Source organism: Brevundimonas staleyi, assembly GCF_041893865.1.
In the GTDB taxonomy this organism is placed as follows: domain Bacteria; phylum Pseudomonadota; class Alphaproteobacteria; order Caulobacterales; family Caulobacteraceae; genus Brevundimonas; species Brevundimonas staleyi.
Genome location: NZ_CP169082.1, coordinates 781,769 through 795,464, shown reverse-complemented (window position 1 = coordinate 795,464; position 13,696 = coordinate 781,769). Strand labels below are relative to the sequence as shown.

The following is a 13,696-nucleotide window of genomic DNA, read 5'->3' as shown; positions in this document are numbered from 1 at the left end:
CCTCCGGTCACTCCGGCGCGGGCGCCCAGCGGTAGACCAGCTCGCCCTCCTTGTGGGCGAAGCGGTTGAGATGTTTCTCGATGATGACCTGGAACGGGCCCATGCCCTCCGTGGGGCAGACGGCGGTCACGACCAGTTCCTCGGCCTCGGCCTTCAGCAGGCATTCGCGGCCGTCGAGGAAGTCGATGCGGCCGTCGGTCGGGGTGAAGTCGACCTTGAACTTGTGCGCCCAGTGTTTGCACAGCTGCTGCAGATAGCGGCTGCCCTTCTCGGTCGGCACATGCGCCACGCTGATGTTCACGTCGGTGTCCTGAAGGAATAGCGACCCGGCCGCTGGAAGGCGACCGGGCCAGTCGGGGAGGAGCCTTGGAAGCCTTACGGCCGGATGATGGTGACCGTGTCGCCGGTCGGATCGACCGGGACCGGGGCGCCCGCCGGGGCGTCGCGCGGCAGGCCGCGCGCCTTGTTGGTCACGTAGACGGCGTTGGTCGCGCGATCGATGGCGATGGTCTGGGGGAAGGTGCCGGTCTGGAGATTGGCCAGAACCGAATAATCGTCGGCATCCACGACGGTTACGGTGCCGGCCTGACGGTTGGCGACGTAGACCTGATCCACCGCCCCGTTGAAGGCGACGCTGAGAGCGCCCGCGCCGGTCGGAACGCGCTGGATCACCGAGCCGTCCGAGGCCTTCATGACCGTCAGCTCGCCGGTGCCCTGGCTTGCGACGAAGAGGCGGTCGCCGGCGGCGTCATAGGCGACGTTGATGGCGCTTTCGGTTCCGGTGGCCCAGCGGTGGGCGACTTCGCCCGAGGCGAGGTTTACGACCACGACTTCGTTGGCCGTCATGTCGGTGCTGAAGACGCGGCCGCCGGCGGCGTCGACGGCGAGGCCGGTGAGGACGGCATCGACGTCGATCTGGCGTTCCAGGGTGTTGGTCGCGCCGTCGATGATCCAGATGCGGCTGGACAGGGTGTTGGCGCCGCGCCCGCCGACTTCGGAGACATAGACCTTGTTGGCGGCCTCATCCACGACGACCTGACGGACGTGGGCGTTCTCGCGGTCCGAGCCGATGTTGGCGACGACGCGGCCGGTGGCCAGGTCGATGGCCGAGATCAAGCCGGTGCGGGTGTCGGTGCCGTACAGGGTCTGGGTGCGGCTGTTCAGGGCGAGGCCGTAGAGCGGGTTGGCCGAGACGTCGATCGTCCGGCCCGGGGTCAGGTCGGCGCTCAGGCTGGCGATGGCGGCGGCGTTGGCGCCGCGCGGGCCGACCGCGGCGACCAGAACCGTATCGTCCGCCGGGTTGAAGACGATCTCGTAGAGGCCGCCCGGCGCGACCTTGACCGAACGTTCGACGGTCGGTTCGGCCAAGGCTGAGGAGGCAGCGATCAGGGCGGCGACGGCGGCCGTCAGGCTGAGGGTGGGACGGATCAAGGCGTGACTCCTTCGGGTGCGGTCGAACCGGACGAGGGCGTCAGGTCGATCCAGTAGTCGCCGCGATACGGAACGGCGAGGAAGCGGGTGTTGATCTGGTCCAGCGTCGCGCGCGGGTTCAGATCGGCGAACAGTTCGGGATGGATCCATTTCGCCAGGACCTCGGTCGCGACGATGTCGATGGGCGAGTTCAGCAACTGGTGCGACAGGCCGTGGGTGCGGCCGGCCGAGACGGCGGTCAGGTTGGCGATGCCCCGGCGCGCGGCGACGCGTTGCAGGGAAGCGCGCGACTGGTCCGCGCCGTACTGCGGCCCGACGACGAAGCCGCCGGCGCGCTCCAGGTGCGGCCCGCCCGTGGCGATGTAGATCGTCGGGTCGCGGTCGATGACGTATTCGAGGTTCAGCTTGCCCGAGGCGGCCGTCAGCACGTCGGCGCCGATGTTCCGCCCGCCGACGAAGGCGATGTAGTCGCCGACATTGCCCGGTCCGACTGAGTTGCAGCAGTCCGGACCGTTGCCCGCGTGGGCCTCCAGGAAGACGGTCGGCTTCTGGGCGTCGGTCAGGGTCGCGACGCGGTCGGAGATGATCTTGAGGCGTTCGGCGCGGAAGGCGTTGTAGGCGGTCGCCTGTTCCTCGCGACCCACCAAACGGCCGAGCAGCGACAGGCTGCGGGCCTGGTTCTCGAACGGGTGGGTGAAGAAGTCGATGAAGGCGACGGTGACGCCCGCGGCCTCCAGCTGGGACACCTGGGCGTCCGTCGGGCCGGAGCCGAGCGACACCACCGCCACGTTCGGACCGGCCGCCAGCACGGCCTCGACATCGAAGTCTCCGGCCGAGCTCGGGGTCTTCGGCAGGGCGGCGAGCGCCGGGGATTTCTCGACGAAGGCGGCGTACATTTCAGGGCTGATACGGTTCACGTCGCCGGCCCAGGCAGCCAGGACACTGACCGGATCCGGGTGGATCAGCGACAGGGCGATCAGATAGCGACCGTCGTCGATCGACAGCTTGCCCGCCGGGGTGGCGACGCCGAGCGGACGATCGCGCAGGTCGGTCAGGGCGCCGGAGGCCGGGGTCGCCGTCTCGCGACCGCAGCCGACGACCAGAAGCGTCAGGCCCGCGCCGCCCAGGCCAAGAAGGCCGCGTCTGTTCAGGGCGGTCATCCTCAGAACTCCAGGTTCGCGCCGACCCAGAAGCGACGGCCGTCGCCCTGCTGGTCATAGGTGGCGACGTCCAGAACCTTGTCCGTCAGATTGTAGACCCCCGCCTTCAGGGTTACGTTTTCACGCACCCGCCAGTTCGCCCCGATGTCGACCAGGGTGTAGTCGGGATAGCGGCGCCCCACCTGACGGGCGCCTTCCAGCACCGGCTGGCCGTTGGTGCCGACGCGCAGACCGGCATTGATCTCCTCGCCGCGATAGCTGACCGAACCCCACAGACCCAGGGTGTCGCTGACCGCATAGTCCGCGCGGGCGTTGGCCATGTGTTTGGGCGTCCGGCCCAGCGGCTGGCCGGCATAGAGACCGCCGCGCTGTTCGGAATCGGTGAAGGTGTAGTTGAGCTTCAGCGTCAGGGCGTCGGTCGCCGCCCACATGCCGCCCGTCTCGATGCCCTGGATGCGGGCGTCGCTGACGTTGTACCAGTAATAGAGCTGATACAGCGGGTTGACCGACCAGCGCAGCACCTCGGACGGCACGTCGCAGACGCCGTTGTTGTTGGCGTCCGGCCCGCAGGCGCGGTCGAAGTCGATCTTGTCGGTGAAGTCGGTGCGGAAGATGGTGGCGTTGAACCGCAGGGTCCTCGACGGCCGCCACTGGGCGTTGAGCTCGTAGTTGGTGCTGGTCTCGGGCTTCAGGTTCGGGTCGCCGATGATGACGCCGCACAGACCCGCCCCGTAGTTGCAGTTGGCGCCGCCGGTCTCATAGGCATAGCCCTCGGCTACGGCGCGCAGTTCCGGAGCCTTGAAGCCGGTCGAGACGCCGCCCTTCAGGGTCAGGGTGTCGCTGGCGCTCCAGACCAGATAGGCGCGCGGGCTCCAGTGGTCGCCATAACGCTCGTGGTCGTCCCAGCGCAGGCCCAGCGTCAGGGCCAGGTCGTCGGTCAGGCCGATCTCGTCCTCGACGAACAGGGCGCGCTGCCAGACCTCGAAGGTGCGGGCGATGTTGTCGCGAGCGCCCTGGTTGATGTCGACCAGGCTGGCGTTCTGATACTGGGCGCCGAAGACGAGGTTGTGGTCGCCCAGCGGCGTCCCTTCCAGCGGGACGTTGAACAGAGCGTCGTAGACGGTGTTGGTGATTTCCGGCGCGCGGATGCCGCGGATCAGGGTTCCGGCGGCGTCGGCGGTCCAGGTCTCGCGCTGGGCCTCTTCGCGCATCACCGACAGGGCGCTGGTCCCCCAGCTCCAGTTGCCGTTCCAGGCCAGGGAGGCGCTGTCGCGGCTGTGGTCGTTGCGGACGCTGCGGCCGGTCGGGGCGACGGTCAGGCCGGCCGTGGAGGTACGCTCGATCCGGGCCGTGTCGGCCGTCAGCATGATCTCGTGGTCGGCGTTCGGCGTCCAGGACAGACGGCCGGTCAGGCTGTATTCGTCCGCCCCCATCGAGCCGGTGCTGGACGGGGCGTTGTAGATGTCGTCCTCGTCCCGCTGGAACGTCCGGCCCCAGAACTGCAGGCCCAGGGTCTCCGACACGATCGGGCCGCCGAGGTAGAACTGGCCTTGATACCAGTCGCCGCTGTCGCCGTTCTCCTGGCTGACATAGTCGGCGCCGACCGAGCCGCCCCAGCGCAGGGGCACCTTCTTCGTGATGATGTTGATGACGCCGCCCAGGGCGTCAGACCCGTAGAGCGACGACATCGGGCCGCGCACGACCTCGACCCGTTCGATGGCGCCGACCGGAGGCATGAAGCTCTGTTCCAGGCCGCCGTTGCCGTTGACCCGCGCCTCGCGCGTCGACTGGCGACGCCCGTCCACCAGGGTCAGGGTGTAGGAGCCCGGCAGGCCCCGGATCAGGATGTCCTGGAAGTTCGATCCCCCCGAGATCGAAACCCCCTCCACATCACGCACTGCGTCGAACAGATCGACATAGGCGCGATTCTCCAGCTGTTCGGAGGTCACCACCGAGATGGTGGCCGGCGCCCGCTCCACCGTCTGGGCCCGCGTCGATGCGGTGACCACCACCTCGTCCAGTCGGTCCTCCTGGGCGGTCTGGGCGAAGCCCGGCGCGGCGACCATGTAAACGCCGAGCATGAGCGCGGCCCTGAACGAGCGAGAAGAAGGGGTCATATCCGTCCTGACTGAGGACGGCCGCGATACTGCGAATGCCTCGCAATGGCAAGACTGCTAGCCAAGCTTTCGCCAGGGTGCGACGATCCGCCGTGCCGCCTACTCGGCGCGCACGCAGATCAGCCCACGCCCGGTTTCAGGACGTCGGCGGCTTCAGGCTCTGTGATGGTTCGGGAAAAGAATGGCGCACCCGAAGTGAAAATTCTTAAAATACAAACATGTACGCCCAGATCCCAGGATGTCCGACGGTCACTGGCGGACCAAACACTTAGTCGTTCACATCCGATTGGTGCTATCCATGGCTATCCGCCTGCTTCCAGCGCCCGAAGTATGAATGGATCTATGAACCTAGAGTAGGGCGCACACACCAAACAAAGCTCCAGCCATCGACTGCCGGCTCAGGCGCCATGCGTGGCTTTCCCGCCAGTTGGCGAAACTTTGTTAGGTGCGTCGCAGCAATTCGTGATGACCCATCCCATCGCACATTGTTATAGCTGGGATATCAGCCCTAGGTTGGGCTGAAGTCGGGGGACTACATGGCGAACGAAGGCAAGGGCAAGGTCGCGCTCATTACCGGCGTGACGGGTCAGGACGGGGCCTATCTCGCCGACCTCCTGCTGGAAAAGGGCTACACGGTCCACGGCGTGAAGCGCCGGTCGTCGTCGTTCAACACCGGCCGGATCGACCATATCTATCAGGACCCGCACGAGGCGAACCCGCGCTTCATCCTGCACTATGGCGACCTGACCGACTCGACCAATCTGATCCGGATCATCCAGGAAACCCAGCCGGACGAGATCTACAACTTGGCGGCCATGAGCCACGTCCAGGTGTCATTCGCCACGCCGGAGTACACGGCAAACGCCGACGGCATCGGCACCCTGCGTATCCTTGAGGCGATCCGCATCCTGGGGCTGGAGAAGAAGACCCGCTTCTATCAGGCCTCGACCTCGGAACTGTACGGCAAGGTACAGGAAGTGCCGCAGTCGGAGACCACGCCCTTCTATCCGCGCAGCCCCTACGCCGTGGCGAAGATCTACGGCTACTGGATCGTCGTGAACTACCGCGAGGCCTACGGCATCCACGCCTCGAACGGCATCCTGTTCAATCACGAGAGCCCGCTGCGCGGCGAGACCTTCGTGACCCGCAAGATCACGCGCGCCGCCGCCGCCATCAAGCTGGGCTTCCAGGACAAGCTGTTCCTCGGCAACATCGACGCCAAGCGCGACTGGGGCCATGCCCGCGAGTATGTGCGCGGCATGTGGTTGATGCTGCAGCAGGACGAGCCCGACGACTACGTCCTTGCGACCGGCGAGACGACCATCATCCGCGACTTCGTCACCCACGCCTTCAAGCAGATCGATGTCACGCTGCGCTGGGAAGGCGAAGGCGTCGACGAGAAGGGCGTATGTGCCGATACGGGCCGCGTCTACGTCGAGATCGACCCCCGTTATTTCCGCCCAACCGAGGTCGACCTGCTGATCGGCGATCCGACCAAGGCCAGGACGAAGCTCGGCTGGGTTCACGACACCAAGTGGCAGGCCCTGTGCGAGGAAATGGTCGCCGCCGACCTAGTCGCGGTTTCCAGAGAGCAGCGACGCAATGCCGAGTGAAATCATCTTCCCCCTCGCAGGCAAACGCGTCTGGGTCGCCGGTCATCGCGGCATGGTCGGCTCCGCCATCGTGCGCCGACTGGCCAGCGAGGACTGCGAGATCGTCACCGCCTCTCGCGCCGAAGTGGACCTGAAAGACCCGGCGGCGGTTCTAGCGTTTGTGGGCGAGCAGAAGCCGGACGCCATCTTCATGGCGGCGGCCAAGGTCGGCGGCATCCTGGCGAACGACACCTACCCAGCCGACTTCCTCTACGACAACCTGATGATCGCGGCGAACGTCACCGAGGCGGCCTATCGCCACCAGGTCGGCAAGATGCTGTTCCTCGGATCGTCCTGCATTTACCCGAAAGATGCGCCGCAGCCGATCCCGGAGGACGCCCTTCTGACCGGCCCGCTGGAGCCGACCAACGAATGGTACGCGATCGCGAAGATTGCCGGCATCAAACTGGCGCAGGCCTATCGGAAGCAGCACGGCTGCGACTTCATCAGCGCCATGCCGACCAACCTCTATGGCCCCGGCGACAATTTCGACCTGAACACCAGCCACGTTCTGCCGGCCCTGATCCGCAAGGCGCACGAAGCCAAGGTCGCTGGCGCGGATCACATCACGATCTGGGGCACGGGCACGCCGCGCCGTGAGTTCCTGCACGCCAATGACTGCGCGGATGCGTGCGTCTTCCTGATGAAACACTACTCCGCTGCCGAGCACGTCAATGTCGGTTCGGGCGAGGACATCGCCATCATGGATCTGGCGCGATTGGTTTGCGAGGTGGTGGGGTTCGAGGGCGATATCCGAGCCGATACGACCAAGCCCGATGGGACGATGCGAAAGCTGATGAGCGGCGAGAGGCTGAAGGCCATGGGGTGGGAGCCGACGATAGCACTCAAATCTGGTATGGAAAGCCTATATGACCTTCTTGCCAAAGAGCACCTTTCCTCGGAATTTGTGACGTGACAGTATTTTCTAAGCAACAACATGACATCTTGTCGAGCAGCTCTCGCAACAAGCGTCTGTTGTTGGCATTTCTTGCTACATGCGCATTTGTCGGATTTACCATATACTGCGTTACGAAGAATACGGAATCTCTTGCGACTCAAATTTCTCTTGTTGCGGTTCTGGTAGCGCTCATCTCGTATGGATCGGTTGTCCTTTGGTTGGAGGCCTCGAGGGGGGAGCTGTTTTCTCCTATCGCGCTTTTTTCGGCTTCCGTTCTTGCTCACTTTGGCGTCACCGGACTCCTGTATCCCGATCCGGACGTTTTCGTTTCAAGAAGGAACTATGACTTTCTGGTTCCATCCATTTTCTATAGTTTTGCTTTTGTCTTTGTGTACAACATAGCCGGATATGCAATATTACAATACAAAAGACATAGTCGTAATGGAAATGAATTAACCGCCTGGGGCGGAAGGGGCGTATATATAGCCATTGGCATATTGCTCCTGATCGGAGTGAGTGCGAGATTCATAATTATTGACTGGAACGTTTACCTTCAAACTAGTCTCGCGACCTTAGAGGGCGCCAGGCACATAAAATTTATCGGTACTGTTCGGCAGTTCGAGCTGTTCCCGAATTATGCTGCATATATCGCGCTGATTTATGCATTCTCCCAGTTCAAGCAACATAATATAAAAGCTTACAATTTTGCGATGCGTGTAGGCATCGCCCTTGTTGTGTTTAACCTAATATATTGGCTTCCTACGGGGAAGAAATTTCCTATAATCGCGACAACGATTCTGCCCATAATGATCCTGTATCTATATCAGAAGCGGCTTCCACCTCTTCGATTGCTTGTAGTTGCGATAGTGTTCGTTGGTGCCCTGTTTCCGCTTACCCACGCATATCGAGTGTCTCAGGCCCAGGCATTCTCCGGCCGTAACGTTGATGATCTAGGGTCAACGTTAGCCGCTGTCGGCGAGGCTATGGTGTCTTCGTCTTCTAGTCAGGAGATGGGGGCACGAAACCGTACCTTTGGGCGATTAAATCAGAACGAGCCGGTCGCAGGTTCGATTCGCATTATCAACGACGGCGAAGCCGATTTGCGCTGGGGCGTGGACTACGCGAATGTGATGACCAACATGATCCCAGGCTTTCTGTGGCCTGACAAACCCAAGGTCATGTACGGGAACGAATTCGGCCATCTCACGGAGATGGTTCAACGCACGGATCCTTATACGGCAATTTCTGTCACATTGATCGGAGAATCCTTTCTCAACTTTCACATCGCAGGAATCCTTGTTGGGGGTCTTCTTGCGCTTATATTTTGCGGCATCTATATTTTAGGACGTTGCGGGGTGTGCAAAGAGACATCCACCCTGCTCTATGTTGTTGCAACTCCAACTATATTGTATGTTGGAGCTTCTTTTGCGTTGTACATAAGCTCCATGATCCAGACACTGGTCGTGGTGTTTTTGGTGGCAAAATGCTTGGAAGTTCGCTCCAGCCGGAGGGCGGCTATGATGGCGCGCTCGAGAGGTCCAGCTTGGGCTAATTCCGCCCCAAGTCCGGGGACTGGCGCGGCATGAAAAATATCAACAACGCCATCATTGATGAGTTTATCGGACGATCCATCAACGAGTTGCGGTTATCGAAGCCGAAAGCACGCTATCTTGAGGTGGGGTGCGGAGACATGCGCTATGCGAAGCATTTGGACCGCGAAGCATGGGATTGTGTTTTCACCGACTATGAGTCTCGCAGTCCCGGTGTGACGTTGTTGGCGGATGCGCATGCTTTGCCATTTGGGTCAGAGACTTTCGATGTCGTTGTCATGACGGAGGTTCTTGAACATCTTCATTCGCCGGAATTGGCGATCAAGGAAGTTACAAGAGTTCTTGGTGATAGTGGCGTTCTAATTCTAACGGTCCCGTTCATGTATCAATTGCATGAAATGCCTAGCGATTATGTGAGGTGGACTGAGTTCATGTTATCAAAAACGCTAGCATCGAACGGCATGAGCATAGTCAAATTTGAACGTCGAGCAGACGCTATCGGTGTTCTATTCACTATACTACAACATCTTTCGAGCGGATTGGCCGAATTCTTGACCAGGCGAGCGGCGACAAGGATTTTTGCGCCAATCGTCTCAGGCATCACTGCAGCGACGCTTGGATTGGCGGTTCGAGCTTATGTTGCGGCCGCGCTCAGATCCATTGCATCGGTTCGGTACGCCGGCGAGGGCCTGACGGGAGTTCGGGGTCATCTTCAACTTTGGCATCTTGGATACAATGTTGTCTGTGCCAAGAGGGTTGGACCCTCATGACGCGCAAGCACGTTGCATTCATCGCGCCCAGTCTCGGCGTTGGCGGTGCCGAGATACACTTGGTACAGTATGCAAACGCCCTAATCGCACGAGGGCTGGATGTTTCGATCATCGTCGTTGGCAAAGATACGACCGTAGCCTCCCGCCTCCATGGGCAAGTACGGGTTCTCACGCTTGACGCCAGAGTTCGAAGTCCCATCACCTGGCTGCGCTGCGCGCAGGCCGTGCGCCGCTTGAAGCCGGACGTGGTCGTGGGATGGGCCTTGTGGGGAAACGCACTGGCGGTGGCGGGCCGTCTCTTCGGATCACGTATTCGCACAGTGATCGTAGAACTGAACTACCTGCCTCGACAGCTTGAAGCTGCGTCATGGGTTGAGCGCCTGGTCGTTATGGCGATCGTGAAGGGATTGTATGGCTGCGCCGACGTTGTGGCCGCCAATTCAGATGAGATCATCAAATGGCTCAAAACCATCCTCGGGCCCGATGTCGTCTACTCCCGGCAGTTCAACCCTATGGATTTTGATCGTGCCGATGCGCTCGCTCTCGAGGCCATACCCGAACGAGACAGTCAGTGGTGGACCGGCGTGCGTGTGTTGGCAGTTGGACGGATGGTGCTGGCGCACAAGGGCTTCGATATATTAGTTAAAGCCTGCGCCCAATTGCCAGAATCTCTTGAGTGGAAATTGATACTAATAGGTTCAGGCAAAGACGAACATAAACTGAAAGAAATTATCGACCAATTTGATTTGAGTCACAATATTAAGATGATTGGCTCTATTGATAATCCGTTCAGTTATTACAACAAAGCCGACATTGTTGTTGTCCCATCACGATTTGAGGGATTTCCGAATGTCTTGCTCGAAGCCATGGCGGTGGGGAGGGCCACTATAGCGGCTGATTGCCTGAGCGGCCCAAGGGAGTTGACCGAGGAGGGTCGGGTAGGGGTCCTCGTGCCTGTGGACGATACTGATGCCCTGTCAGAAGCGCTAAGCAGTCTAATTTTGAATGCTGACCGTCGCGCTTCGCTTGGTTTAAATGCCCGGACCTCGACCAAAGAACGTTACTCGGAGCACCAAGTATTTGAAGCCCTATCGCGGGCACTTGGATGAGAAGGCTTGTTACAGCAGCGTCGCTAACACTTGCATCATCGGCGTTTGCGGGCCTGGTAAATTTTGGATCACAGGTCTGGTTTGCCAGATCTCTCGGCATAAACACTATCTCCGAGTATGCATACGCGTTTGTTGCAACTCAGATTGTAACTCTAGCCTTTAATTTCGGCGTTAACCAGGGCGTCATTTACGCTGGCTTCTCTAAGGAGAATTTGAGAGATGCATGGATATTTCAAACACGCCTTATCAGCTTTCTTATATTGATAGCAGTGTTGATATTCTTGGCAGGAAGCTTCCTTCTTCCAGCGCACGCTGGAAATCTCGCCAAGCTTTCGGCAGTGTCAATCGGCGGCTACGCGCTCACTTTATTCGGACACATAGCTAATGTGAAACGGGAGAGCGAACTCCGATATGGTCAGATCGCCGTTGTTAGGGCGGTCTCTTATGTCGGCGCAAACGCCGTCGGCATCGGACTATGTTTCTTCTTCACCAATGCGTTCCCGATGGTCATTCGTGATTGCTTTTTCGGTTTAGCATTTTCTCTTCTTGCTATTTTTGGCGCCGATCCGTTAACCAGAAACATCATGTTTTCTTGTGGTCCATTTAGTACATTATCAATTAATAATTCTCGGCTGATGTCGGTGACAAAGAAGAATTGGATTGTTTCTCTTGGCTCTGCAGGAATACTTCGGCTAGATTATGCTATCGGGGCGGCTCTTCTTGGAAAGACCTCGTTTGGCGTGTACTATCAGATGAGGGCGCTGGTTGAAGGCGCTATCGGCTTGGTCCTTAGTACAATACAGTCTGTACTTTTCTCGCATTTCGCCGGCGCAGGCAGGGGGATAGATGTCAAGACGTTCACACGAATTCTATGGGTGGTTGTTCTTACGCTGTCGCTTGTCGGCGTCGGCGTCGCCGCGACTTTCGGGTCTGCAGTGATCCGCTTGGTGCTCGGGCCGGATTGGGTAGCCGGGGCCCCCGCGCTGGTGGGGCTCGTGGCGTACAGTATCTATCGGACCGCTTTCGAAGCCTTGACCGTCCAGGCCCGTGCAACGGCAAGATACTGGGTGGTCTTGTCCGGCCAAGTGGTCTGGGCCGCTTGTCTAATGGTCTCATTGCCATTCTTGGTGGCGACCTACGGTGTTTTCGGTGCAGGGGTTGGCGCGGCCGTCAGCGCATTTGCCGGTCTGGGTCTGTCTGTCGTTCTGCTCCGGCGCGCCACGCCTGTCAGGGCATCATGAAACTGCTGCACATCATCGCAACGGCGAACCCCGAGTCAGGCGGCCCCATCGAAGGCATCCTGCGTCAAAACGAGGCTTGCGGCGGGCGTGATGGGCCGGTCAAGCGCGAGTTCGCCACCCTCGACCCACCCGACAGTCCCCATCTTGCGCGGGTCCCCATGCCGGTTCATGCCCTGGGCGGGCGCAAGACGGGCTGGCGCCCCCCGTGGCGGCAGGCGCTCGAGCATTACGGCTGGTCGCCCGACTACGTCCCTTGGCTGCGCGACAATGTCGGGCGGTTCGACGCCGTGATCGTTCATGGGCTGTGGAACTATGCGCCATTCGCGGCCTCGCGCGTGCTGCCAGGCGGGCCCGTGCCCTATTTCGTCTTCACCCATGGCATGATGGACCCGTGGTTCCGTGAGACCTATCCGTTGAAGCACTTGGCCAAGCAGGGGTTCTGGTTGGCGGGTGAGGGTCGGTTGCTGGCCGGTGCGCGCTCGGTCTTCTTCACCTGCGAGGAGGAGCGGCGCAAGGCGCGGGGCCAGTTCTGGGGTCGCGGTGCCTATCGGGAAACGGTGGTCGGCTACGGTGCCGCGCCGCCGCCGCCGCGCACGCCTGCGCTCGACGCCGCCTTCCGCGCCGCCGCCCCGGCGCTAAAGGACAGGCCCTATCTGCTGTTCCTCAGCCGCATCCATCCGAAGAAAGGAAGCAACCTGCTTATTGAGGCTTTCGCGGCTGTCGCTATCAACCATCCCGGAACGGATCTGGTCATGGCGGGTCCGGATCAGACCGGCTGGCGCACTGAACTTGAGGCCCTGGCCGACCGCCTCGGCGTGGCCGACCGCATTCACTGGACCGGTCCGATCTATGGCGACGCGAAGTGGGGCGCCCTCTATGGAGCCAAAGCCTTCGTCCTGACTTCGCACCAAGAGAATTTCGGCATCGCCGTGGCTGAGGCTTTGGGCTGTGGAACCCCCGTCCTGATCTCCGACAAGATCGACATCTGGCGCGAGATTGAGGGGGCGGGCGCGGGGCTGGTTGCGCCCGATACGGTCGAGGGGGCGTGCAACTTGCTCACCCGATGGTTCGCCCTGCCTCATGACAAGAAAACTCACATGGGTGAGAGTGCCCGAACGTTGTTCAATGATCAGTTCAACGTCACCTGCACTGGTCCGGCTCTTATAAAGACTATCGAAGGGCTGGTATGAGCGCCCCGATGGATGCCGCCCGAACCAATCCCATAGAAGGGGGGGCCAGCTATAAATTGTCGCACCGGTTGTTCCGGCTGGCCTGGAACGTGGTGTGGGCTCTGCTCGCCTCCTGGACCCCGCCCTTCATGCGCGGATGGCGGCGGTGGTTGTTGCGGCGCTTCGGGGCAACGATCGACGACACCGCAGGCGTCTATGGCTCGGCCCAAATATGGTATCCGCCCAACTTGACGATGGGCGCTCACGCCTACATTGGCCCCGGCGCGATCGTCTATTGCATGGCACCGATCACCCTGGACGACTACGCTATCGTGTCGCAGCGCGCTCATCTCTGTGCCGGGACCCACAATATCGACGACCCCAACTTCCAATTGGAAGTCCGGCCGATCCGAATCGGTCGCCGGGGTTGGGTCGCGGCCGAAGCCTTCGTCGGCCCTGGTGTGACCATTGGCGAAGGCGCCGTGCTGGGCGGGCGGGCCGTCGCCTTCCGCGACCTGAAGCCCTGGGGCGTCTACTCCGGCAATCCGGCAGGTTGGCTGCGCGAACGCAGGGTGCGGTTCTCCGAGCAGGAAGACTAG

General features: G+C 60.9%; 12 protein-coding genes. 8 read left to right on the top strand and 4 right to left on the bottom strand.

The genetic code is table 11. The features are described 5' to 3' along the window. Positions 1 to 7 precede the first annotated feature (7 nt). The 4 genes from ACETK8_RS04040 to ACETK8_RS04025 all read right to left on the bottom strand — a co-directional run bounded on the left by ACETK8_RS04040 (position 8) and on the right by ACETK8_RS04025 (position 4,672). On the bottom strand, positions 8 to 301 hold the full coding sequence (locus tag ACETK8_RS04040) for a DUF2218 domain-containing protein (RefSeq protein WP_374038233.1): 294 nt from the start codon (positions 299 to 301) through the stop codon (positions 8 to 10). 74 nt (positions 302 to 375) lie between these two features. Next, positions 376 to 1,431 carry a YncE family protein gene (locus ACETK8_RS04035; protein ID WP_374038232.1) on the bottom strand — a complete coding sequence of 352 codons (1,056 nt, stop codon included), beginning with the start codon at positions 1,429 to 1,431 and terminating at the stop codon, positions 376 to 378. Beyond that, positions 1,428 to 2,591 carry an ABC transporter substrate-binding protein gene (locus ACETK8_RS04030; protein WP_374038231.1) on the bottom strand — a complete coding sequence of 388 codons (1,164 nt, stop codon included), beginning with the start codon at positions 2,589 to 2,591 and terminating at the stop codon, positions 1,428 to 1,430. The genes ACETK8_RS04035 and ACETK8_RS04030 overlap by 4 nt, the downstream gene beginning before the upstream one ends. A gap of 2 nt (positions 2,592 to 2,593) precedes the next feature. Next, the gene (locus ACETK8_RS04025) at positions 2,594 to 4,672 is read right to left on the bottom strand and encodes a TonB-dependent receptor domain-containing protein (RefSeq protein ID WP_374038230.1); all 2,079 of its coding nucleotides are present in this window, start codon (positions 4,670 to 4,672) and stop codon (positions 2,594 to 2,596) included. Between the two features lie 572 nt (positions 4,673 to 5,244). On the opposite strand from ACETK8_RS04025, the gene gmd reads away from it, so the two are divergent. From gmd to ACETK8_RS03985, 8 genes are read left to right on the top strand one after another with little or no spacing between them, the layout of a single operon-like run. Next, complete coding sequence (gene gmd / locus ACETK8_RS04020) at positions 5,245 to 6,321, top strand: GDP-mannose 4,6-dehydratase (RefSeq protein WP_374038229.1); 1,077 nt, start codon at positions 5,245 to 5,247, stop codon at positions 6,319 to 6,321. Then, positions 6,311 to 7,276: a GDP-L-fucose synthase gene (fcl, locus tag ACETK8_RS04015; protein ID WP_374038228.1), complete on the top strand. Its 966-nt coding sequence runs from the start codon at positions 6,311 to 6,313 to the stop codon at positions 7,274 to 7,276. The genes gmd and fcl overlap by 11 nt, the downstream gene beginning before the upstream one ends. Next, positions 7,273 to 8,844: a hypothetical protein gene (locus tag ACETK8_RS04010; RefSeq protein ID WP_374038227.1), complete on the top strand. Its 1,572-nt coding sequence runs from the start codon at positions 7,273 to 7,275 to the stop codon at positions 8,842 to 8,844. Before fcl ends, ACETK8_RS04010 begins: the two co-directional genes overlap by 4 nt. Beyond that, a complete protein-coding gene (locus ACETK8_RS04005; RefSeq protein ID WP_374038226.1) occupies positions 8,841 to 9,578 on the top strand; it encodes a class I SAM-dependent methyltransferase in 738 nt (245 codons plus the stop codon). The genes ACETK8_RS04010 and ACETK8_RS04005 overlap by 4 nt, the downstream gene beginning before the upstream one ends. Then, a complete protein-coding gene (locus ACETK8_RS04000; RefSeq protein WP_374038225.1) occupies positions 9,575 to 10,687 on the top strand; it encodes a glycosyltransferase in 1,113 nt (370 codons plus the stop codon). The genes ACETK8_RS04005 and ACETK8_RS04000 overlap by 4 nt, the downstream gene beginning before the upstream one ends. Continuing rightward, a complete protein-coding gene (locus ACETK8_RS03995) occupies positions 10,684 to 11,928 on the top strand; it encodes a lipopolysaccharide biosynthesis protein (protein WP_374038224.1) in 1,245 nt (414 codons plus the stop codon). Before ACETK8_RS04000 ends, ACETK8_RS03995 begins: the two co-directional genes overlap by 4 nt. Then, on the top strand, positions 11,925 to 13,118 hold the full coding sequence (locus tag ACETK8_RS03990; protein WP_374038223.1) for a glycosyltransferase: 1,194 nt from the start codon (positions 11,925 to 11,927) through the stop codon (positions 13,116 to 13,118). The genes ACETK8_RS03995 and ACETK8_RS03990 overlap by 4 nt, the downstream gene beginning before the upstream one ends. Beyond that, on the top strand, positions 13,115 to 13,696 hold the full coding sequence (locus ACETK8_RS03985; protein ID WP_374038222.1) for a putative colanic acid biosynthesis acetyltransferase: 582 nt from the start codon (positions 13,115 to 13,117) through the stop codon (positions 13,694 to 13,696). The genes ACETK8_RS03990 and ACETK8_RS03985 overlap by 4 nt, the downstream gene beginning before the upstream one ends.